This is a genomic window from Nocardia arizonensis (assembly GCF_001310275.1).
Taxonomy (GTDB): Bacteria; Actinomycetota; Actinomycetes; order Mycobacteriales; family Mycobacteriaceae; genus Nocardia; species Nocardia arizonensis.
On sequence record NZ_LGYZ01000118.1, the window covers coordinates 32,426 to 58,081 of the forward strand.

Sequence of the window (25,656 nt, forward strand, 5' to 3'; positions counted from 1 at the left end):
AACGCGACCGCCGCGGACCGGGTGCGTTCCCGTCGGGCGGGCCGACGAACCGGACGGCCGCGTCCGCACCCACCGCCGCCGAGCTGCCCGAACTGATCGCGGCGGCCGCGCGCACCGCGCCCGAGGCCATCGCCTTCAGCCACGGCGCGCACGCCATCTCCTATCGCGAATTGGCCGCGAAGATGGCGACGGTCGCCAAGGCGCTCGGCGCGGCGGCCAAACCGGAAGCCCTGATCAATGTCTCGCTCGCCGGGCTCGTGCCCGGAGTGCTGGCCGCGTTGGGCGGCGGAGGTCTCGCCGAGGCCATCCGAACCCTCGTCGACGACGCGCGGTCGGTCGCTGCTCTAGGCCACCAGGAAGTCGATTCGGAAGGAATGCGCTGATGTCCTCAGCAGAATCGCTCACGTCCCACGGGTCCGGCACTCCCACCGAACCGCACGATCACGCCGCCCTGCGACGGGCCTACGGTATCGATGACCTACCGACCCTGATCGATATGGTGGCCGAGGTCGCACCCGACCGCACCGCGACAGGTCACGACGGCGTCGGGCTGACCTACGCCACGCTGGCCGCCGAGATCTGCGCGCTCGCCGAAGCGCTGGGCGACGGACTCGGCCCCGAGGCGCTGGTCTCGGTGGTGCTGTCGGCGCAACTGCCCACCCTGCTCGAGGCCGGTGACGGCGTACTCGGGGCGATGCTCGAACAGTTGCTCGACGACGCGCTGATCGCGGTCGGGCCGCTGCTGTCGGTGCACTTCGCGCCGGTGGAGACCCTGGTCACCGAATTCGAGGCGCAGGTGCGTCGCACCCCGGACGCGGTGGCACTCGAGTACGCGGGCGAGACCCTCAGCTACGCCGAATTCGGCGACCGGGTCTCGGCGCTGGCCCGGCGACTGCGTGAACTCGGCGTCGGCCCCGATGTGCTGGTCGGCCTGGCGGTGCGGCGTTCGCTCGAACTGCTCACCGGCATGTACGCGATCCTCCGGGCGGGCGGCGCGTACGTGCCGATCGATCCCGACCATCCGGCCGAACGCATCGCACACGTCCTCGGTACCGCCCGCCCCGCGCTGGTGCTCACCACCGCGGCCGACCAACCCGAGTGCGGTGCGGTGCCCGTCCTGCGGATCGAGGAATTCGACTTCGCCGCCGCCGCGCGTCTCGACGGCGACGACGCGGACCCGGTCTCGGCCGACGCCACCGCCTACGTGATCTTCACTTCCGGTTCGACCGGACGTCCCAAGGGCGTAGCGGTCTCGCACCGCGCCATCGTGGCGAATCTGCGCTGGCGGCAGCGGATGTACCGGCTGCGGGCCGACGATGTCGTGCTACAGAAGACCCCGTTCACCTTCGACGTCTCGGTGTGGGAGTTCTTCTGGCCCTTGCAGGTCGGCGCGCGACTGGTCATCGCCGAACCCGAGGGGCACCGCGATCCGGCCTATCTGGCCCGCGCCATCGCCGACCACGGCGTCACCGTCGCGCATTTCGTGCCGTCGATGCTGTCGGTCTTCGTGGCCGAACCCGGTGTCGAGGCCGCCGCGGCGTCGCTGCAACTGGTCTTCGCCTCCGGCGAGGCGCTGCCCGCGGCCACCGCCGCCGCCTTCCGCGAGATCAGCGGGGCGACCCTGCACAACCTGTACGGCCCCACCGAGGCCGCGGTCGACGTCACCGCGCACGAGGTGACCGGCGCGGATGTCACCACCGTCCCGATCGGCGCGCCCGCCGACGACACCGATCTGCTCGTCCTGGACGACACCCTGCGGCCGGTGCCAAGCGGTGTGGTGGGCGAGTTGTACCTGGCAGGGGTGCAGTTGGCCCGCGGCTATGTGGCGCGGCCGGGACTGACCGCGGACCGGTTCGTGGCCAATCCCGAGGGAGCGCCGGGCGATCGGATGTACCGCACCGGCGACCTGGTGCGCTGGGTGTCCGGGGTCGACGGCGGACCCGCGGAACTGGAATATCTCGGCCGCACCGATTTCCAGGTCAAACTGCGCGGACTGCGCGTCGAGCCGGGGGAGATCGAGGCCGCGCTGCTGAGCCACCGCCACGTCGCCCAGGCCGCCGTGGTCCTGCACCGCCGCACCGGCGGCGACCACCTGGTCGGCTATGTGGTCGCCGCGGCGGGCGAATCCATCGACGTCGCCGCGGTGCTCGCGCACACCCGCGACAGCCTGCCCGACTACATGGTGCCCTCGCTGCTGGTTGCGCTCGAGGCCATGCCGCTCAACGCCAACGGCAAACTGGACCGGCGGGCACTGCCCGAACCAGACTTCGGCGCGAGCGCCGCGGAATTCCGCGCGCCGTCCACCGAGGCCGAGCAGGCGATAGCGCGGATCTACGGCGAACTGCTCGGGCTCGACCGCGTCGGCGCCGACGACGACTTCTTCGCCCTCGGCGGCAACTCCCTCATCGCCACCAGGGCCATCGCGCGCATCGGCGCCGCGCTCGGCGTCGGCCTCGACGTACGCGACTTCTTCGCGGCCGCGACGGTCGCCGCCGTCGCCGCCTCGGCGGGTTCGGCGGTGGCGCGGCCGCCGTTGGTGGCGGGCCAACGGCCCCGGGTCGTTCCGCTCTCGCCCGCGCAGCGCCGTATGTGGTTCCTCAACCGGTTCGCCGATCTCGACACCGCGGCGGTGGACAACATTCCCGTGGCGCTGCGGCTGCGCGGCCCGCTCGACCTGCCCGCGCTCTCGGCCGCCATCACCGACCTGGTGGCGCGGCACGAGATCTTGCGCACCGTCTACCCGCAGGCCGAATCCGGTCCGGTGCAGCAGATCCGGTCGGTGCACGCGGCCTTCGACCTGTCGCCGGTGGACATTCCCGAAACCGACGTGGCCGATGCCGTGGCCGCCGCCGCGGCGCGCGGTTTCGACGTGGCCGAGGAGATCCCGGTGCGGGTCCGGCTGCTGCGCAGCGGGCCCGAGGACCACACCCTGGTGCTGGTGGTGCACCACATCGCGGCCGACGGCGTCTCACTCGGCCCGCTCATGCGCGATCTGCTCACCGCATACGCCGCGCGGCGCGAGGCGCGCCGCCCCGACTGGTCGCCACTGGCCGTGCAGTACGCCGACTACGCGCTGTGGCAGCGGGCGGTACTCGGCTCGGCCGACGACCCGGAATCCGTCGCGGCGCGCCAGCTCGAGTTCTGGAGATCCGAATTGGCGGATCTGCCCGCGCAATTGGACCTCCCCGCGGACCGTCCGCGCCCCGCCACCGCCTCATACCGCGGGGCCACCCGCGAATTCGATATCGACGCCGACCTGCGCGCCGCCGTCGAGTCGGTCGCGGCCGACCACGGCGCGACTCCGTTCATGGTGCTGCACGCCGCGCTGGCCGCACTGCTGGCGCGTCTGTCGGGCACGGTCGACATCGCCATCGGCACACCGGTGGCGGGCCGCGGCGATCGGGCGCTCGACGATCTGATCGGCATGTTCGTCAACACCCTCGTCCTGCGGACCGAGGTCGCCCCCGGGCGGACTTTCGCCGAACTGCTCGCCCATGTCAAGGACCGCGACCTGCGCGCCTTCGCTCATGCCGACGTGCCGTTCGAACAACTCGTCGAAGTTCTCGACCCCGCCCGCTCGCAGGCGCGTCACCCGCTGTTCCAGGTCGCGCTGTTCATGCAGAACATGTCCCCGGTTGCCCTCGACCTGCCCGATCTGGCCGTGCGCCCGGTCGAATTCGATCCCGGTTTCGCCAAATTCGATCTTCAGCTGACCGTATCCGAACCCGCCGTCCCCGAATCCGGCTACCGCGCCGAATTCACCTATGCCGCCGACCTGTTCGACGGGCACACGGTGGACGAGATCGCCGAGAAGTTCCTGCGGCTGCTGCGCGCGGCGCTCGCCGACCCCGGCCGCGCCGTCGGCGACGCCGAGCTGCTCGACGCGGGCGAACTCGACTACGTCACCGCGAGCTGGAATGCCAGCGGGCACAAGGTCGCCGACCGCTTCCTGCACGAGGGCTTCGACAACCAGGTCCGGCGCACCCCCGACGCGATCGCCCTCATCGCCGACGACGCCGCGGCCACCCGCTTGACCTACACCGAACTGTCCGAGCGCGCGAACCGGCTCGCGCGCGCCCTCATCGCGACCGGTGTCGGACCGGAATCGCTTGTGGTGCTTGCCATGCCGCGCTCGGCGGACCTGGTGATCGCCATGTACGCGGTGCTGCGCGCGGGCGCGGCCTATGTGCCGATCGATCCCGCGCACCCGGCCGAACGCATCGGCCACATCCTCGACACCGCGCGACCGCATTCGGTGCTGACCACCCGCGACGCGGGCTTCCCCGCGCCGGACACGGTGATCGTGCACTATGTCGACGAGATGGATCTGTCCGAATTCTCATCGGCCAAGATCGCCGAGCGCGAGCGCACGGCGACACTGCTGCCCGACCATCCGGCCTATGTCATCTTCACCTCCGGGTCGACCGGCAAGCCGAAGGGCGTCGCCGTCGGCCACCGGGCCATCGCCAACCAGATGGCGTGGATGCACGGGGAATACGCTCCGAATCGCGGCGACGTGTACCTCCAGAAGACCGCGACCACCTTCGACGTCTCGCTGTGGGGATACTTCCTGCCGCTGCGTGCGGGCGCGACCCTGCTGCTGGCCGCCCCCGATGGCCATCGCGACCCGCGCTATATCGCCGAAACCATTGCCGCGCGCGGTGTCACGCTCACCGATTTCGTTCCGTCCATGCTCGCGGTGTTCGCCGCGCACGCCGAGGCGGGCGAACTGGATTCGCTGCGCGATGTCTTCGTCATCGGCGAAGCGCTACCGCCGGAGACCGTCGCGGCATTCCACGACATCTGCGACGCCGGATTGCACAATCTGTACGGCCCGACCGAGGCGGCGGTGTCCATCACCTACCGCGAGGTCACCGCGGCGGATTCGCCCGCGGTGCCGATCGGCGAACCGGAATGGAATTGCCAGGTCTACGTGCTGGATTCGCGGCTGCATCCGGCGCCGATCGGGGTGCCGGGCGAGCTGTACCTCGCCGGTGACCAGCTGGCCCGCGGCTATTACGGCCGCGTCGACCTGACCGCGGATCGCTTCGTCGCCAACCCTTTCGGCGGCGCGGGCGAACGCATGTACCGCACCGGCGATCTGGTGCGGTGGAGTCAGGACGGCGAACTCGTCTACCTGGGGCGCGCCGATTTCCAGGTGAAGTTCCGCGGCCAGCGCGTAGAACTGGCCGAGATCGAGACCGCGCTGCTCGCCGCACCCGAGGTGAGTCAGGCCGCGGTGCGCCTCGTCTCCGGCGATTCCGGCGACTATCTGGCCGGGTACGTGGTGTGCGCGCCGGGTGCGCACTGGGACGCCGAGGCCGTGCGGGCAGGGCTGACGCGGCGACTACCGGGCTACATGGTCCCCACGGTGCTCGTCGACCTGCCCGAATTCCCGCTCAACACCAGCGGTAAGCTCGACCGCGCGGCACTGCCCGTTCCGGTGTTGCGCGCCAAGGAGTTCCGCGCGCCCGCCGATGCGGCCCAGCGTGTGGTCGCGGCCGTCTTCGCCGAGGTGCTGCGGGTGGCGCGGGTCGGTCTCGACGACGATTTCTTCGCTCTCGGGGGCAGTTCGCTCGACGCCACCCAGGTCACCGCGCGCGTGGGCGCGGCCACCGGCGCGCGCGTTCCGGTGCGTACCCTGTTCGAGGCCACCACGGTCGAAGCCTTCGCCGCCGCGGTGGACGCGCTCGGCCGCACGGGCGCGCCGCGTCTGGCGCCGACCCGGGGGCTGCGGCCCGCACGGGTGCCGCTCTCACCCGCGCAGCGGCGCCTGTGGTTCCTCAACCGGCTGGAGACCCAGGACCCGGACAGCGCGGCGTCCGGTGTCTACAACCTGCCCGTGGTGCTGCGGCTGCGCGGCAGGCTCGACGCCGCCGCGCTCGAACGCGCGGTGCTCGACGTGCTGGCCCGCCACGAATCGCTGCGCACCTACTATCCCGAGGACGACGACGGTCCGCACCAGGTGATCCTGGCGGCGGGCGATATCGGTCTGAGCCTGAATCCGGTCCCGGTGCGCGAGGACGAACTGACCGAGGCGATCACCGCGGTCGCCACCGCGGGATTCGACGTGACCGCCGATATTCCGGCGCGCGTCGCACTGCTGTCGGTCGAGGACGTCCCGCACGGCGACGGTGGCGACCATGTGCTGGTCTTCGTGGTCCATCACATCGCGGCCGACGCGCTGTCGATGACGCCGCTGGTCACCGATCTGCTGCGCGCCTACCGCGCGCGACTCATCAGCCACCGCCCGGACTGGGACGAATTGCCGGTCCAGTACGCCGATTACAGCCTCTGGCAGCACCGCCTGCTCGGCGCGGAGGACGATCCCGACGCGCTCGCGCACCGCCAGGTCCGGTACTGGCGCGAGGCGCTGGCCGGACTGCCCGGCGAACTGCCCCTGCCGACCGACCGCCCGCGTCCGGCGCGCCCGACCAATCGCGGCGCGACCGTGGAATTCAGCCTCGAACCGGCGGTGGTCGCCCGGCTGCGCGCCATCGCCCAGCGCGGCGGCGCGACACTGTTCATGGTGCTGCACGCGGCATTCGCCGCGACACTGGCGCGGTGCGGCGGTGTCGCGGACATCGTCATCGGCTCCCCGGTGGGCGGGCGCGGCGAACGCGAACTCGACGGGCTCATCGGCATGTTCGTCAATACGCTTGCGCTGCGCACCCGCGTCGACGGAGAACTGCCCTTCGCCGAATTCCTCGACCGGGTCAAGGACACCGATCTGGCCGCCTTCGCCCACGCCGAACTGCCCTTCGAACGGCTCGTGGACGTACTCGACGTCGATCGCGGCACCGGTGCGCACCCGCTGTTCCAGGTGATGTTCAGCTACGGCGAGGCGCACGGACTCGCACTGCCCGATCTGCCGTGGCTGACCGTGCGGCCGGTCGAGATCCCCGACGCCACGGTGAAATTCGACCTGCACCTGGTCATGAACGAGACCGCGGACGCGAATGGACTCACCGGCAGTCTGCGCTACGCCACCGATCTGTTCGACGCGCCGAGCGCCGAGGCCGTCGTCACCCGGCTGCGCAGGCTGCTGAGCGCCGTTGCCGCCGAACCACGCACGCGCGTCGGCGATATCGAACTGCTCGACCCGGCCGAGCGCGCTCGGGTACTGCGGGACTGGAACGCCACCGAACACCGCCTCGATCGCGCGCTCACCCTGCCCTCGCTATTCGCCGCGCAGGTCGCGCGGACACCCGAGCTGCCCGCCCTCACCTTCGAGGACACCACACTCACCTACTCGGAACTGGCCGCGCGCGCACACCGACTGGCGCGCTGGCTCGTCGCCCAGGGGGTGGGACCGGAATCGCTGGTGGCACTCGGTATGCGCCGCGGGCTGGATCTGGTCGTCGGCATGTACGCCATTTCCGCGGCGGGCGGCGGCTACGTCCCGCTCGATACGGACCATCCGGCCGAGCGCACCGCGCACATCCTCGACACCGCGGTTCCGGTCACGGTACTCACCTCGGGCGCGGATCTGGATCTGCCGGTCCCGCAGGTGCGTATCGACCGCCTCGACCTCGGCGGATACTCCGCCGCCCCGCTCACCGACGCCGATCGCCGCGCGCCGCTGCGGGCCACCAATACCGCGTACGTGATCTTCACCTCCGGGTCCACCGGGCGGCCCAAGGGCGTCGCGGTGAGTCATGCCTCGATCGTGAACCGGCTGCGCTGGCTGCAATCGGCGCACATCGCCCTCGACCGATCCGACGCGCTGCTCCAGAAGACGCCGGTGACCTTCGACGTGTCGGTCCCGGAGTTCTTCTGGCCCTTGCAGACCGGCGCGCGGCTGGTGCTGGCCCGCCCCGACGGTCACCGCGACCCCCGATATCTCGCCGATGTCATTCGGCGCGAGCACGTCACGGTCGCGCATTTCGTCCCGTCCATGCTTTCGGTCTTCGTCGCCGAGGAGCTACGGACGCCGAGCCTGCGGCACATCCTCTGCTCGGGCGAGGCGCTGCCCGCCGCGACCGCGCGGCACGCACGCGAGCTCACCGCGGCCCGCGTGCACAATTTGTACGGCCCCACCGAGGCCGCGGTCGAGGTCTCCCACCACGAGGTCACCGCGGCCGACACCGCCGGGGTGCCGATGGGCGCGCCGGTGTGGAACACCCAGTTCTTCGTCTTGGACGCGCGGCTGCGCCCGGTGCCCGCGGGCGTGCCGGGCGAGCTGTATCTCGCGGGCGCGCAACTGGCGCGCGGCTATCTGGGGCGCGCGGACCTGACCGGCGAACGCTTCGTGGCCAACCCTTACGGGCCGCGCGGGACGCGCATGTACCGCACCGGCGACCTGGTGGCCTGGCGCACCGACGGCTCCGGTGAACTGGAATTCCTTGGGCGCACCGATTTCCAGGTCAAGCTGCGCGGTCTGCGCATCGAGCTCGGCGAGGTCGAGGCCGCCCTGCTGAGCTTGCCCGCGGTGACGCAGGCCGCGGTGCTGGTGCGCGACGACCACGGCACCGGCGATCAACTCGTCGCCTACGTGGTCGCCGACGGCGACTTCGATATCGACGGCGCGCGTGCGGAACTCGCGCGCACACTGCCCGGCTACATGGTGCCCGCGACCTTCGTCGCGCTGGACGGCCTGCCGGTCAACGCATCGGGCAAACTCGATCGCGCGGCGCTGCCCGCGCCCACGGTGTCCGTCGGGGCATTCCGCGCACCGGAGGGCAGGGCCGAATCGCTGGTGGCCGAGACCTTCGCCACCCTGCTGCGCGTCGAGCGGGTCGGCGCGGACGACGACTTCTTCGCCCTCGGCGGCAATTCGCTCATCGCCACCCAGGTCGCGGCTCGGCTGTCGAGGGCGACCGGGTCCGAGGTCGCGGTGCGCGCGGTGTTCGAGGCCGCCTCCGTGCGGGAACTGGCCGCACGGCTGTGCATGGAGTCGGAAGCCGTGGCGCTGCCGCCGCTCGTCGCATACGAACGCGCGGATTCGATTCCGCTGTCGATCGCCCAGCAGCGCATGTGGTTCCTCAACCGGTTCGACAGCGCGAGCGGCGGTTACAACATCCCCTTCGCCCTGCGGCTGACCGGCGCGCTGGACTTGGCGGCACTCGAGGCGGCCATCGCCGACGTCATCGCCCGTCACGAGACCCTGCGCACCATCTACCCGGAGGTGGACGGCGAGGCCACACAGGTGGTGCTGCCCGCGGACACCCGGCTGGTCGAATTGGTCGTGCGCGCGGTGCGCGAGGAGGAACTGCCCGATGTGGTCGCGGCGGTCACCGACGCCGGCTTCGACGTCACGGCCGAGGTGCCGCTGCGGGTCCGGCTGCTGCGGCTGGAATCCGCGGGCGCGCCGCAGCACATCCTGGTGTTCGTCGTGCACCACATCGCCGCCGACGGCTGGTCCTTCGCCCCGCTGACCCGCGACCTGGCCGCCGCCTACGTCGCCCGCTGCGCGAACACCGCGCCGCACTGGGCTCCGATGCCGGTGCAGTACGCCGACTTCGCGCTGTGGCAGCGCGAAGTCCTCGGCCGCGCCGAGGACGAGAATTCGCTGCTCGCACGGCAACTGGGCTACTGGCGGCACCGCCTGGCCGGTATGCCCGATGTGACCTCGCTGCCATCGGACCGGCCGCGTCCCGCCGTCGCCACCGGTCGCGGCGGCGCGCGCACCGGACATCTCGACGCGCGTTTGCATCGCGAGATCCACCGCCTGGCCGCCGCCCACCGGGCCACCCCGTTCATGGTGCTGCACACCGCACTCGCGGTGGTACTGAGCAGGCTCGGCGGCACCGACGACGTGGTGATCGGCACGCCGGTCGCGGGCCGCGGCGACGAGGCCCTCGATGAACTCGTCGGCATGTTCGTCAACACGCTGGTCCTGCGCACCGAGGTGCGCGCAAACGCCGCACTGGCCGAGCTGCTTGCGACGGTGCGGGCGGCCGACCTGGCCGCCTTCGACCACGCGGCCGTGCCATTCGAACAGCTGGTGGATACGCTGAATCCGGTTCGCTCCCAGGCGCATTCGCCGCTCTACCAGGTGGCGTTGACCTTGCAGAACCAGCGCGGACCCGAATTCGAGCTGCACCGGCTGAGTTTCGCGCCGCTCGAGGTCGGCCCCGCGCCCATCCAGGTCGACCTGGATTGGACCTTCACCGACCGCTACGACGCCGACGGCGAACCCGACGGCATCGACGTGCACCTGCACTACGCACTCGACCTGTTCGACGCCGATACCGTCGACGGCTTCCTGGCCCGATTCGAGCGCGTGCTGCGCGCGCTCGCCGCCGACGCGCGGACCGAGGTGGGCGCGGTCGAGCTCATGTCGGTGGCCGAACGGGGTCTGCTGCTGTCGGATCGCAATGCCACCGCGCGGACGCTGCCCGAGGAAACCCTCGACGACCTGCTGACCGCACGCGTCGCCGTCGATCCGTCCGGTGTCGCGGCCCGCTTCGAGGGACAGTCGCTGAGCTACGCCGAACTCGAGGGGCGGGTGAATCGCCTGGCGCGCTGGCTCATCGGGCGCGGTGTCGGGCCGGAGACCATCGTCGGTCTCGGTGCGCTGCGCGGTGTCGACATGCTCGTCGCCATGTACGCGATCGTGCGCGCCGGCGGCGCCTACCTGCCCATCGACCCCGCGCATCCCGCCGACCGCATCGCCCAGCTCGTGGACAGCGCCGAGCCGGCGCTGGTTATCACGGTCGGTGGCGCCGAGCTGCCCGAGCCGAGCGCGGTCCCGGTCTACGATCTCGCCGAATTGGACCTCGACGGATTCGGCGCAGACGCGGTTACCGACGCCGAGCGCCGCGGGCCGCTGCGCGGCGCCAATACCGCCTACGTGCTGTTCACCTCCGGGTCCACCGGCCGTCCCAAGGGCGTGGCCGTCAGCCACCGCGCCATCATGAATCAGCTGCGCTGGCTGGAATCCCGCTACGGCGTGACGGGTGCGGACCGCATCCTCCAGCGGGCCCCGCTGACCTTCGACGTCTCGGTGTGGGAATGCTTCCTGCCGGTCGCGGTCGGCGCGCCCCTGGTGATCGCCCGCCCGAGCGGACACCTCGACCTCGCCTACTTCGCCGGGCTGCTGCGCGAACACGGCATAACCATCGCCGAGTACGTGCCATCGGTGCTTGCCGCGCTCATCGCCGAGGGGATGGGCGACGCACTGGCATCCTTCCGCCACCTGCACTGCGGCGGCGAGGCGCTCACCCCGGACCTGCTGTCGGCCGTGCGCGCGCATTCCGGCGGCGCGGTGCACAACTCCTACGGTCCGACCGAGGCCGCGATCTCGGCCGTCTTCCACGAATTCAGTGACGAGGACGTGGATTCCGGGCGTGAGGTCGCCATCGGGCGGCCGTGCTGGAACACCCGCGCCTACGTGCTCGACGCGCGGCTGCGGCCGGTGCCCATCGGGGTCACGGGTGAGCTGTATCTCGCGGGCGACCAACTGGCGCGCGGCTATCACGGGCGCGCGGGGCTGACCGCGGAGCGCTTCGTGGCCGACCCGTTCGGTGTGCCAGGACGGGTCATGTACCGCACCGGCGACCTGGTCAAGTGGAATCGCGACGGCGACCTGGTCTATCTGGGCCGCAACGACTTCCAGGTCAAGCTGCGCGGTCAGCGCATCGAGCTCGGCGAGATCGAGGCGGCACTGGCCCGCGTCGACGGTGTCGCCAATGCCGCGTGCGTGGTCGCCGAGGACACTTCCGGCTACGAATGCCTGGTCGGCTATGTCAGCGGCGTCGACGGCGGCTTGTCGGCGGACTACGTGCTCGACTCGGTGCGCGAGTCGCTGCCCGGCTATATGGTGCCCGCCCATCTGGTGGTCCTGGAGGAGATGCCGCTGACCACGGTGGGCAAGCTGAATCGCGCCGCGCTGCCCGCCGTGGAATTCAGCGGCGGCGGCGCGGAATTCCGCGCGCCGCGCGAGGGCGCGGAATCGGTGCTTGCCGCGCTGATCACCGATCTGATCGGACCGGGCGCCGCACTCGGCGCGGACGACGACTTCTTCGCCCGCGGCGGCAATTCGCTGCTGGCCATGCGTCTGGTCGCGCGCGCCAATGCCGCCTTCGGGTCCGCGCTTACCGTACGCGAGGTCTTCGAGGCTCCGACCGTGGCGGAACTCGCCCTGCGCGTGCGGGATTCGGCCGAGCCGGGCGCGGGGGAGAGCATGCCCGCGCTCACCGCGCGGCAGCGTCCCGCCCGGATCCCGCTGTCACCGGCGCAGACCCGTATGTGGCTGCTCAACCGGCTCGAACCGGAATCGGCGGTCTACAACATCCCCATCACCATCCGCCTGACCGGCGCGCTCGACGTGCGGGCGCTGAGCCTGGCCGTCGACGACGTGATCGCGCGGCACGAATCGCTGCGCACCGTCTTCCCCTCCGATGAGACGGGTCCGCATCAGGTGGTGCTCTCCGGTGCTGCCGCGCCGAGTCTGCGGCTGCACCCGGTCCAGGTCGCCGAGGCGCGATTGCGCGATACGGTTCTCGACGTCGTCGGGGCGGCTTTCGACCTGCGTGACCGTATCCCGGTGCGCGCCGCGCTGCTGCGGCTCACCGAACGCGACCATGTGCTCGTGGTGGTCGTCCACCACATCGCCGCCGACGGCGTCTCCACCGGCCCGCTGGCCCGCGACCTCATGGTGGCCTATTCCGCCCGCAGCGCCGGCGCCGCGCCGCGGTGGACCCCGATGCCGGTGCAGTACCCGGACTACGCCCTCTGGCAGCACGAACTCCTCGGGTCCGCCGACGACCCGGACTCGCTGCTGTCGCGGCGGATCGCGCACTGGCGCACCGAACTCGACGGACTCGCGCCCGTACTCGAACTGCCCACGGACAGGCCTCGGCCACCGGTGGCCTCCGGCCGCGGCGCGGTGGTGGAGTTCACCGTGCCCGCCGAACTCACCGCCGCCGCCACGAAACTGGCTCGCGCGCACGGTGTCTCGCTGTTCATGGTGATACACGCGACCTACGCCGCGCTACTGGCACGGCTGGCACGCACCGAGGATCTCGCCATCGGCACCCCGGTCGCGGGGCGGGGTGAACAGGCGCTCGACGATCTGGTCGGCATGTTCGTCAACACCCTGGTGCTGCGCACCGCCGTACCCGCGGGCGCCGCCTTCACCGATCTGCTCGCCGCCGTGCGCGATATCGACGTCCGCGCCTTCGCGCACGCCGAGCTGCCCTTCGAACGACTTGTCGACGAGCTGAATCCGGTTCGTTCGCAGGCGCATTCGCCGATAGTGCAGACCCTGCTCACCTTCGAGCACCGCGACGATGCCGTGCTGCGCCTGCCCGACCTCGAGGTCGCCGCCTATCCGCTCGACAACGGCATCGCCCAGTTCGACCTCGCGCTGGAACTCGCCGAATACGGCACCGATGCCGGCACCGCGCTGCGCGGTGTGCTGCGCTACGCCACCGATCTGTTCGACGCCGGTACCGCGCGGACCTACGCCGAGCGCTTCCTGCGCATACTGACCCGCGCCGCGGCCGATCCCTCGGTGGCGGTGGGCGATATGGAATGGCTCGACCCGGCCGAGCGCAGTCTGGTACTCGACCGCTGGAACGACACCGGCCGCGCGCTGCCCGACGAGCACACCCTGGTCTCGCTGTTCGAACGGCAGGTCGCGCGCACGCCCGAGGCCGTCGCGTTGCGCTGGGACGACGGCGAGCTGACCTACGCCGAATTCGCCGCGCGGGCGCGCCGATTGGCTCGCCTGCTGGTGGCCGAGGGCGTCGGTCCCGGCGTCTCGGTCGCGCTCGGCATGCGGCGCGGACCCGACCTGGTGCTCGGCATGTACGCCGTCGTCATGGCGGGCGGCGCGTACGTTCCGCTTGACGCGGACCACCCCGCCGAGCGCATCGGTCACGTGGTGCGCACCGCCCGACCGATCTGCGTGTTGACCTCGGGATTCGACCTCGACATCAGCGCCGTCCGGCAGCTGCGGGTCGACCGGCTCGATCTGAGCGGCTACGCCGCCGAGCCATTGCTCCAGAGCGAGCTGCGCGCCGCGCCGCATCCCGGGCAGACCGCCTACGTCATCTTCACCTCCGGTTCGACGGGCAGGCCGAAGGGCGTCGCGGTCTCGCACGCGGCCATCGTCAACCGCTTGCTGTGGATGCAGGACCGTTACGGTCTGCGCGCCGACGACGCCGTACTCCAGAAGACCCCCGCGAGCTTCGACGTCTCGGTGTGGGAATTCTTCTGGCCGTTGCAGGTCGGCGCGCGACTGGTGCTGGCCCGGCCGGACGGCCATCGCGATCCGCGGTATCTGGCCGAAGTCGTCGTCGCCGAGCGGATCACCACCGTGCATTTCGTGCCCGCTATGCTCGCGGTCTTCGTCGCCGAACCCGGTGCGGCGCGCTGCCGCGGTCTGCGCCGGATATTCGCCTCCGGTGAGGCACTGCCCGGCCCCGTCGCCCAGCGCGCCCGCGCGCTCACCGGCGCGCGGGTGCACAACCTCTACGGTCCCACCGAGGCCGCGGTGGACGTGACCTTCCACGAGGTCACCGACGCCGACGCGGTCACGGTGCCGATCGGGCGGCCCGTCTTCAACACGCGCCTGCTGGTCCTCGACGCCCGGCTGCGGCCGGTGCCCATCGATGTGCCCGGCGAGCTGTACCTGGCCGGTGCCCAGCTGGCGCAGGGCTATGTGGCCCGACCCGACCTGACCGCGGAACGATTCGTCGCCGATCCGTACGGTCCGCCCGGCGCGCGCATGTACCGCACCGGCGACCTGGTCGCCTGGACCGCCGACGGGGAACTCGACTACCTGGGCCGCACCGACTTCCAGGTCAAACTGCGCGGCCTGCGCATCGAACTCGGCGAGATCGAGTCCGCGCTCACCGCGCGAGCGGCGGTGGAGCAGGCGGTGGTCGTGGTCCGCGCCGACGAACGGCTCGGCGATCAACTGGTCGCCTATCTGGTCGGTTCGGATATCGACGGCGAGGCCGAGCGCGCCGCGGCCGCCGAGCGGCTGCCCGCCTACATGGTGCCCGCGGCCTTCGTGGTCCTGCCGGAACTGCCGGTCAACGCATCCGGCAAACTCGATCGCCGCGCATTGCCCGCCCCCGTGTTCGACACCGTCGCCTATCGCGCGCCCGCCACCGAGGCCGAACACGTCGTTGCCGCGATCATGGGCGAACTGCTCGGCGTCGACGGACTCGGCGCCGACGACGACTTCTTCGCACTCGGCGGCAATTCGCTCGTCGCCACCCGTTTGGCCGCCCGGCTGAGCGCGCGACTGTGCGGTGACATCCCGGTGCGCACGGTGTTCGAGGCGCCGACGGTAGCCGGACTGGCCGCGCGCGTGGCACACACGGGCCGAACCCGGAGCGCACTGACCGCGGGGCCGCGACCGGAGCCGATTCCGCTCTCGCCGGCCCAGCAGCGCATGTGGTTCCTGAATCGGTTCGATCCCGAGGAGACCGTGCACAACATCCCGGTCGCCATCCGGTTGACCGGTGCGCTGGACGAGGCCGCGCTGCGCGCCGCGCTCGCCGACGTCATCGCGCGCCACGAGACCCTGCGCACGGTCTACCCGGATCTCGACGGCACCGGCCACCAGCGGATTCTCGAGGCGACGACACCGGATATCACGGCACTCGACCCGGAGCGGATCACCGAATCCCTCGTCGAGTTCGTGGCCCGGCCCTTCGACGTGACCGCCGAGGTGCCGCTGCGCCTCGCCCTGACCCGACTCGGCGAGCACGAGCATCTGCTGGCGCTGGTGGTGCATCACATCGCCGCCGACGGCTATTCGATGGGTCCGCTGGCACGCGATATCGCCGCCGCCTACGCGGCGCGCGCGGCGGGGGAGAGCCCCGCCTGGGAGCCGCTGCCGGTGCAGTACGCCGACTACGCGCTGTGGCAGCGGGAACTGCTCGGCGCCGAGGACGATCCCGAATCGCTCGCCGCCCGGCAGCTGGGCTATTGGGCCGGTGCCCTGCGCGGTCTGCCCGCCCAGCTGGATCTGCCCGCCGACCGGCCGCGTCCGCCGGTGGCGACGCACGCCGCCGCCGCGACCACGCTCGACCTGCCCGAGGAGCTGCGCCGCGGCATCGACGCGGTGGCCGCGCGGTTCGAGGCGACGCCGTTCATGGTCGTGCACGCGGCGTTCGCGGCGCTGCTGGCGCGACTGTCGGGCACCTCCGACATCGCCATCGGCGCGCCGATCGCCGGACGCGGCGAAGCGGCGCTCGACGACGTGGTCGGCATGTTCGTCAACACCCTGGTGCTGCGCGCCGACATCCCCGGCTGGGAGTCCTTCGCGAGCGTGCTTCGCCGCGTCCGCGACACCGACCTCGATGCCTTCGCGCACGCGGACGTGCCCTTCGAACGGCTGGTCGAGGTCATCGACCCGCCGCGTTCGCAGGCCCGTCACCCGCTATTCCAGGTGGCGCTGTACTTCCAGAATCTGGCGCCGACCGGTATCGAGGTGGCCGGACTCGGCATCGGCGAATACGCCGTCGACTACGAGACGAGCCGTTTCGACCTGCAACTCACCGTCGCCGAGGACACGCTGCGGTTCACCTACGCCACCGATCTGTTCGACGAATCCACCGTCGCGGGCTTCGGCGCGCGGTTCCTGCGTCTGCTTGCCGCCGTCACCGCCGATCCCGAGCAGGTCGTCGGCGATATCGACCTGTTCGAGGCGGGCGAACTGCACCGGGTGGTCGGCGAGTGGAACGATTCCGCGCACACCGCGTTCGTCGCGGAACTGCTGCCCGACGAATTCGAGGCGCAGGCCGCCGCGACCCCGGACGATCCCGCGCTGATCTACGTCCCCGAGGACGGCACGGACCCGACCGTGCTCAGCTACGGCGAACTGGACCGGCGCAGCAATCGGCTGGCCCGCCACCTCATCGCGACCGGCGTCGGGCCGGAATCGCTTGTAGCCCTGGCAATTCGGCGCTCGATCGACCTGGTCACGGCCATCTACGCTGTGCTCAAGGCGGGCGGTGCCTACGTCCCCGTCGACCCCGACCATCCGGCCGTGCGCATCGCCCACATCCTCGACACCGCCCGTCCGGCGGCGCTGCTGACCGCGGGCGACGGTGCGGAATTCGGATTCGCGGGCCCGGTGGTGCGGGTGGACTCGGCGAACCTCGACGGCTACGACGACGGCCCCATCGCGGTGGACGAGCGGTCCGGTCCGGTCCATCCCGGACATCCGGCCTATGTCATCTTCACCTCCGGTTCCACCGGTAAACCCAAGGGCGTCAGCGTCTCCCACGCCGCGATCGTCAATCAGACGAACTGGATGCAGTCGCAGTACCGGCTCGACGCCGACGACGTGTACCTCCAGAAGACCGCGACCACCTTCGACGTCTCGCTGTGGGGCTACTTCCTGCCGCTGCGGGTTGGCGCGACGCTGGTGCTGGCCACCCCGGACGGCCACCGCGATCCCGGCTACCTCGCCGAGGTCATCGGCGAATACGGCGTAACGGTCACCGATTTCGTGCCGTCCATGCTCAGTGTCTTCGCCGGGCACGTGGCGTCGTCGGCGGGCCGCAACGCGCTCGCCACGCTGCGCACGGTCTTCGTCATCGGTGAGGCGCTGCCCGCCGAGACGGTGCGCGCCTTCGGCGCGGTGAGCGCGGCGCGGCTGCACAATCTGTACGGCCCCACCGAGGCGGCGGTGAGCATCACCTACCGCGAGGTCACCGGCGAGACCGAGCGCACCGTCATGCCCATCGGCAACCCCGAATGGAACAGCCGTGTCTACGTGCTGGATTCGCGACTGCGCCCGACCTTGCCCGGTGTCGCGGGCGAGCTGTACCTCGCGGGCACCCAGCTCGCGCGCGGCTACCAGGATCGCCCCGATCTGACCGCGGATCGGTTCGTGGCCAATCCCTTCGGCGGTCCCGGTGAACGCATGTACCGCACCGGTGACCTGGTGCGCTGGGATACCGGCGGCGGCGTCGCCGAATTGGTGTACCTGGGCCGCACCGATTTCCAGGTTAAGTTCCGCGGTCAGCGCATCGAGCTCGGGGAGATCGAGTCGGTGCTGGCGGGTGTGCCCGGTGTCGCGCAGGCGGCGGCCCGGGTGGTCGCCACGGTTACCGGCGATCACCTGGTCGGCTATCTCACCGTCCGTCCCGGCGCGCGCGTCGACGAGGCGACCGTGCGCGCGACGGCCGCGGCGGCGCTGCCGTCCTATATGGTGCCCTCGGCGCTGGTCACGATGGACGCCTTCCCGCTCAACGCCTCCGGCAAGCTCGACCGCGCCGCCCTGCCCGACCCGGTCTTCGACCGCGTCGCCTACCTCGAACCCGTCACGCCGGCCGAACGCCTGGTGGCGGCGGCCTTCGAGGCGGTGCTCGGCGGCGGACAGATCGGCCGTGACGACGGATTCTTCGACCTCGGCGGCAACTCCCTCAGTGCCACCCGGGTGCTGGCCCGACTCGGCGAGCGGCTGGGCAGGCGGGTTCCGGTGCGCATGCTGTTCGAGACCCCGACCGTGCGCGAGCTGGCGGCCAGGATCACCGCCGAGGCCGGCGCCGCCGATCGGGTGCTGCCGCTGATCGCCGGACCCCGTCCGCCGATAGTGCCGCTGGCGCCGGTGCAGCGGGGCATGTGGCTGCTCAACCGGCTCGACCCGGATTCGGCGGCGCACAACATCCCGGTCGCCGTGCGCATCCGCGGTGAACTGGACGAGGTCGCCCTGGCCGCGGCCTTCGCCGATGTCGTCGCCCGGCACGAGGCGCTGCGCACGGTGTATCCCGCCGACGCCGACGGCGTCGGACACCAGGTGGTGCTGCCCGCCGCCTCGGCGCAGGTCCGTCTCAATCTGTCCTCGGTCGACCCCGCCGCGCTGGACGCGCGCATAGCCGAATTGCTCGGCGGCGGTTTCGACGTCACCACCGAGGTGCCGCTGCGCGCGACACTGTTGCGGCTCGCCGCCGACGACCACGTGCTGGTCGCGGTGATCCACCACATCGCCGCCGACGGCTATTCCATGAATCCGCTGCTGCGGGATCTGCTCAGCGCCTACCTGTCCCGGATGCTCGGCAGCGCGCCGCTGTGGCCGCGGCTGTCGGCGCAGTACGCGGATTACGCGCTCTGGCAGGCGCGCGCGATCAGCGAGGTCGCGCGGGCCGAACTCGCCTACTGGCGGGAGACGCTGCGGGATCTGCCCGAGGACGCCACCCTGCCCACCGACCGGCCGCGTCCCGCGGTCGCCACCAAGCGCGGCGGCACCGTCCGCGGCCGCATCGGCGGCGGAATCGCCGGGCGGGTAAGGGAATTGGCGGCCGCGCACGGCGCGACGCCGTTCATGGTCGTGCACGCCGCGCTGTCGGTACTGCTGGCGCGGCTGTCGGGCACCGACGACATCGCCATCGGCACACCGGTGGCCGGACGCGGCGCGGCCGCGCTCGACGATCTGGTCGGCATGTTCGTCAACACCCTGGTGCTGCGCACCCGCCCGGCGGCCGAACGCGGCTTTCTCGACCTGCTCGCCGAGACCAGGGCCACCGATCTGGCGGCCTTCGCGCACGCCACCGTGCCCTTCGAACAGGTCGTCGAGGAACTGGGCGTGGAGACCTCGCTGGCCCGCCACCCGCTGTTCACCGTCGCGCTGAGTTATCTCGACACGGGCGCCGACACCTTCGCGGTGCCGGGTCTGGACCTGTCCGCGGTCGAATTCGACGAGCCGGTCGCGCGTTTCGACCTCCAGTTCACCGTGGACGCGGGCACGGACACGGACGGACATCTCGGCGTCGAGGTGAACTACGCGACCGATCTGTTCGACGCCGACACCGCCGCGAGCCTGCTGCGCCGCTTCGGACGGTTGCTCGGCGCGCTCACCGCCGATCCGGCGGGCCCCGTCGGCGCGGCCGACCTGCTCGCCCCCGCCGAACGCGCCGAACTGCTCCGCGGCGGCGGTGGCGCGCCCGAGCCGCGCCGCCGTACCCTCGCCCAGATGATCGCGGCCGCGGTCGCGTCCAATCCCGATGGCGTCGCGGTGATCTGGCAGGATCGCACGCTGACCTACCGGGAACTGGACGAGCGGTCCGCGCGACTGGCGCGCATGCTCATCGGCTACGGCGTCGGCGCGGAGGACATGGTGGCCGTCGCCATCGAACGCTCGCTGGAATCGGTGCTTGCGGTGTGGGCCGTGGCCAAGACCGGCGCGGCCTTCGTCCCGGTCGATCCCACCTATCCCGCCGACCGCATCACCCATATGCTCACCGACTCCGGTGCGCGCGTCGGCCTGACCCTCACCGCGTCGCACGCGGCGCTGCCGGGCGCGACCGAATGGCTGGTGCTCGACTCCGAGGCCACCGCCTCGCGGCTGCGGCACACCAGCGCGGCGCCGATCGCACCGGCCGAACTCGTGCGTCCGGTGGGCACCGACCATCCGGCCTGGATGATCTACACCTCGGGATCGACGGGCGTCCCCAAGGGCGTCGTCGCCACCAACGCCGGTATCGCGGCGGTGGCGCTGGCACAGGCCGACCGGTATCGGGTCGACTCCGACGCCCGGGTGCTGCACGTGGCCTCGCCCAGCTTCGACGCGTCCATGCTCGAATATCTGCTCGCCCTGCCCGCGGGCGCGGCGCTGGTGGTCGCGCCGTCGGGTGTCTACGGCGGTGCGGAACTGACCGCGCTCATGCGCGAACAGCGTGTCAGCCACGCCTTCATCACCCCGGCGGTGCTGCGCACCCTGGACCCGGCCGGACTGCCGGATCTGGCGCACGTCACCGTCGGCGGCGAGGCGTACGGCCCGGAACTGGTGCGGCGCTGGGCCGACGGCCGCAACTTCTACAACACCTACGGCCCCACCGAGACCACCGTCATCACCACGATCAGCGCACCCTTGCGTCCCGGCGCGGCCTTCGACATCGGCACCCCGATTCCGGGCACCGCGGCGCTGGTCCTGGACGCGCGATTGCAGCCGGTGCCGGTGGGTGTCACGGGCGAGCTGTACCTGCGCGGTCCGGGACTGGCCCGCGGATACCACGCGCGACCGGGTCTTTCGGCGGAGCGCTTCGTCGCCGACCCGCACGGACCCGCGGGCGGGCGACTCTACCGCACCGGCGATCTGGTGCGCTGGAGCGCATCCGGTGCGATCCAGTACGTTGGACGCTCCGATCAGCAGGTCAAGGTGCGCGGACTGCGTATCGAACTCGGCGAGATCGACGCGGTGCTCACCGCGCACGACGCGGTCGAATTCGCGGTCACCGTCGGCCATACCGACGCGGGCGGCGCGGTGGCGCTGGTCTCCTACGTGGTGCCGGTCGCGGGTAGCATCGTCGACGTCGACGAGCTCATCGCCTTCGCGGCGCGCTCGCTGACGGCCTATATGGTGCCCGCTGCCGTCATGGTGCTCGACGCCATTCCGCTCACCCCGGTCGGCAAGCTCGACCGGAAAGCCTTGCCGGAGCCCGTCTTCCGCACGGCCGATTTCCAGGCGCCCGCCACCGAGGCCGAACGCGCCGTGGCCCGGATCGTCGCGGGCGTGCTCGGACTCGACCCCGACCGGATCGGCCGCGCGGACGACTTCTTCGCACTCGGCGGCAATTCGCTGACCGCCACCCAACTGGCCGCACGGCTCGGCGCGGCGTTGGGGGTCTCGGTCGGCGTACGCACGGTATTCGAACAGTCGACCGTGGCCGGACTGGCCGCGGCGTCGGGGGGCGACGGCACGGCCGAACCCGCGCGTCCGGCGCTCACCGCGCGCCGCGGCGATGTGCCGGTGCCGCTGTCGCTGGCCCAGCAGCGCATGTGGTTCCTCAACCGCCTGGACCGCCAGTCCACCGCATACAACATCCCGCTCGCGGTGCGGCTGAGCGGGGCGCTCGACATCGCCGCGCTCAACGCGGCCGTCGCGGACGTGGTGGCCAGGCACGAGGTGTTGCGGACGGTGTATCCGCAGCGCGACTCCGGTCCGGTGCAGGTGGTGCTCGCCCCCGAGGACGCGGGCACGCCGGTGCTGTCCCCGATCGCGGTGCCCGCCGACGATCTGCCCACGGCCGTGGCCGATTTCGTCGGCGCGGGTTTCGACGTGGCCGAGGCGGTGCCGCTGCGTGCCCGGCTGTTCGCACCGGTCGCCGAGGCGCCCGCGACCACGCCGGAGCATGTGCTCGTCGTGGTCGTCCACCACATCGCCGCCGACGGTTCCTCACTGGCGCCGCTGGCCCGCGACGTGATGCTCGCCTACGCCGCGCGCCTGCGCGGCACCGCGCCGCGGTGGACGCCACTGCCGGTGCAGTACGCGGACTACAGCCTCTGGCAGCGCGAATTGCTCGGCGACGAGGGCGATCCCACCTCGCTGATCGCGCGTCAGCTCGACTTCTGGCGGACCACGCTCGCGGATCTGCCCGCGCAACTCGACCTGCCCGCCGACCGGCCCCGGCCCGCCATCGTGTCCACCCGGGGCGGTCACGTCGACTTCACCGTCGACGCCGGACTGCACGCCGAGTTGGTCGAGCTCGGCCGCGCCCGCGGCGCGACATTGTTCATGGTCGTGCACGCGGCCTTCGCCCTGCTGCTGGCGCGGCTGTCGGGCACCTCCGACATCTGCGTCGGCACACCGGTGGCCGGGCGCGGCGCGGCCGAACTCGACGACGTGGTCGGCATGTTCGTCAACACCCTGGTACTGCGCACCGAGGTCGCGGCGTCCGAGGGCTTCGCCGCACTGCTCGACCGCGTGCGCGGCGGCGACCTGGCCGCGTTCGCGCACGCCGATGTCCCATTCGAACGGCTGGTGGAGGTGCTCAACCCCGAGCGCTCGACCGCGCGCCACCCGCTGTTCCAGGTCGGCTACTCCTTCCACAACCAGAGCGAGGCGCGGTTCGCCCTCGACGGGGCCGACGCGACCGCCGTCGACTTCGAATCCGAAATCTCACAGTTCGACCTGCACCTGGTGGTGACCGACCGCTACGACGCCGACGGCACACCGCTGGGACTGGCGGCCTCGATCACCTACGCCACCGCCCTGTTCGACGAATCCACCGTCGCGGGCTTCGCGGGCAGGCTGCAGCGGCTGCTCGGCGCGGTGCGATCCACGCCCGAGACGCCGGTCGGGGATCTGGCCCTGCTCGACCCCACCGAATCCCGGCGCATCCTCGACACCTGGAACCGCCCTGACCGCACGGTGACCGGCGGCATCCTCGTCGCCGAATTCGAGCGGCAGGTCGCCCGCACACCCGGCGCGATCGCGGTCGTCGAGGGCGATGACACCGTGACCTACGCGGAGTTCGCCGCGCGGGTCAACCGGACCGCGCGCGCCCTCGTCGCCCGCGGCGTCGGACCGGAAACCCTGGTGGCCTTGGCCATTCCGCGCAGCGTCGACCTCATGGTCGCCATGTACGCGGTGGTGACCGCGGGCGGCGCGTACGTGCCGCTCGACCCGAACCATCCGCTGGAACGCACCACCGCGGTCCTCGCCGCGGCCGCGCCGGAGCTGGTGATGGTCTCCGGTCGGCGGCCCATGCTGCCCGCCTCGGTCTGCGGACACGAGGTGCTGCTGGACGTGTGCGCTGTCGATCCGGCGCTGCCCGCCGGACCGGTGCGCCCCTACGAGCGGCTCGCCCCGCTGCGTCCGATGAACACCGCCTACGTCATCTTCACCTCCGGTTCCACCGGCGCGCCCAAGGGCGTGGCCGTGCCGCACGCGGCGGTCAGCCACCAATTGGCCTGGATGCAAACGGAATACCGACTCGGCGGCGAGGACACGGCCCTGTTGATGACCTCGGCCGCCTTCGACCTGTCGGTGTGGGAGTTCTGGTTGGCCTTGCGCACCGGAGCCAGGGCGGTGCTCGCGCCGCAGGGCGCGCAACGCGATCCCGAGGGCGTGCTCGCGCTGATCGAGCGCGCGGGCATCACGACGGTGACCCTGGTGCCCTCCCTGCTGGCAATGCTGAGCGAGGTGAGCGGCGGTCGTGAGCTGCCGTCGAGTCTGCGCAGACTGCTCGTCATCGGCGAGGCGCTGCCCTCGGCGACCCTCGACCGGGTCGAGCGCGCCACCTCGGCCCGCATCGACAATCTGTACGGCCCCACCGAGGCGGCCGTCTCGGTGACCGGATTCCGCACCGCCGAGCGGCATTCGCTCCCCGCGCGGTCGGTGGTGCCGATCGGCCGCGCGCAGGCGGGCAATACCGTCTACGTGCTCGACGACCGCCTGCATCCGGTGCCCGCGGGCGTCACCGGCGAGCTGTACCTCGGCGGGGCGCAATTGGCCCGCGGCTATCACGGCAGGCCGGAGCTGAGCGCGGAGCGATTCGTCGCCGACCCGTTCGGCGCGCCGGGCGCCCGGCTCTACCGCACCGGCGACATGGTGCGCTGGAGCGCGGACGGCCATCTCGAGTACGTCGAACGGCGCGACTTCCAGGTCAAGGTGCGCGGATACCGCATCGAGCCCGCCGAGGTCGAGCACGCGCTGCGGTCGCGGCCCGAGGTCGGCGAGGCCATCGTGATCGTGCACCGCACCGGCGGCGACAATGCCATGCTGGTCGGCTATTTCACCGCCGCGGCGGCGGTGGACGCCACGGCGCTGCGGTCGGAACTCGCCGAGATTCTGCCGAGCTATATGGTGCCCGGGGTGCTGATGCGGCTTGACGCCCTGCCGCTCAACGCCAACGGCAAGGTCGACCGGGCCGCGCTGCCGCGTCCCGAACTCGAGGCGCGCGAATTCCGTGCGCCCGGCACCGATGCCGAACACACGGTCTGCGCGGTCTTCGCCGAGGTGCTCGAGGCGCAGCGGATCGGCATGGACGACAACTTCTTCGAACGCGGCGGCAATTCGCTGCTCGCGACCAGGCTCGCTACCCGGCTGAGCGAGGAACTGGCCGAACGGATTCCGGTGGTGTGGTTGTTCGCCGCGCCCACGCCCGCCGGTCTGCTCGCTCATCTCGCCCTCGCCCGCGCGGGCCGGGGCCGGGTGGCCGCCGAGGCCGCCTTCGACGTGCTGCTGCCGCTGCGCCGCGGCGGGACGAAGGAGCCGCTGTTCTGCCTGCATCCGGCGGGCGGGGTGGCCTGGTCCTTCGCGGGACTGGCGGCCTATATCGGCGCCGACCGCGATATATACGGTCTGCAATCGCCGGTGCTCAATTCGGCCGAAGCGCTGCCGGATTCGATCGAGGACTGGGCGCGGCGCTATGTCGTCGAGATCCGCGCGGTGCAGCCGGAGGGCCCCTATCACCTGCTCGGATGGTCGCTGGGCGGCGTGCTCGCGCACGCCGTGGCGGTGCGATTGCAGGAGCAGGGTCAGCACGTCGCGGTGCTGGCCATGATGGACAGCCCGCGCACGGTGCCCGACGGCGCGTCGGCGACCGTGCCGCTGGCCGATCTCGTCGGCGGCCTGCTCGGCGACCGTGCCGGTGACTTCGCCGAACTCGACGCCGCGCAATTGTTGCGGCATATGGACGAGCTGCCGGAACCGTTCGCGTCCTTCGGCGCCGACCGATTGGCGCGGCTGCTCGCCGCAGGGGGCAGATCGCTGGAATTGATCACCCGCTACCGGCCGCGGCCCTATAAGGGCAATCTCGTGTACTTCACCGCGTCACTGGACGACCCCACCGGCGCGACCGGTGCGGCGGGCTGGGCGGACGCGGTGGACGGCACCGTGCACAACCACGCCGTGGCGACCACGCACTGGCGGATGACCTCCGATGCCGCGCTCGCCCGGATCGGTCACGTGCTGTCCGCACTGTGGGAGCGCGCCGAACGCGCCTGAGCGCACCGACAACC

Annotated in this window: 2 protein-coding genes (1 of these 2 running past the window's edge); both read left to right on the plus strand. The window is 71.6% G+C overall.

The annotated features are described in order from the left end of the window. On the plus strand, positions 1 to 383 hold the end of the coding sequence (locus APZ21_RS26865) for a non-ribosomal peptide synthetase (protein WP_082393480.1). Its footprint begins 17,335 nt before the window's first position; only the last 383 of its 17,718 coding nucleotides appear in the window; its start codon lies off the left edge, out of view; it ends in the stop codon at positions 381 to 383. Beyond that, positions 383 to 25,642, plus strand: a complete 25,260-nt coding sequence (locus APZ21_RS26870) for a non-ribosomal peptide synthetase (protein WP_054816063.1) — start codon at positions 383 to 385, stop codon at positions 25,640 to 25,642. Before APZ21_RS26865 ends, APZ21_RS26870 begins: the two co-directional genes overlap by 1 nt. The last annotated feature ends 14 nt before the right edge of the window (positions 25,643 to 25,656 follow it).

Coding starts and splice junctions, on each gene's coding strand:
- APZ21_RS26870 (WP_054816063.1), top strand. CDS start 383: ATGTCCTCAGCAGAATCGCTCACGTCCCACGGGTCCGGCACTCCCACC.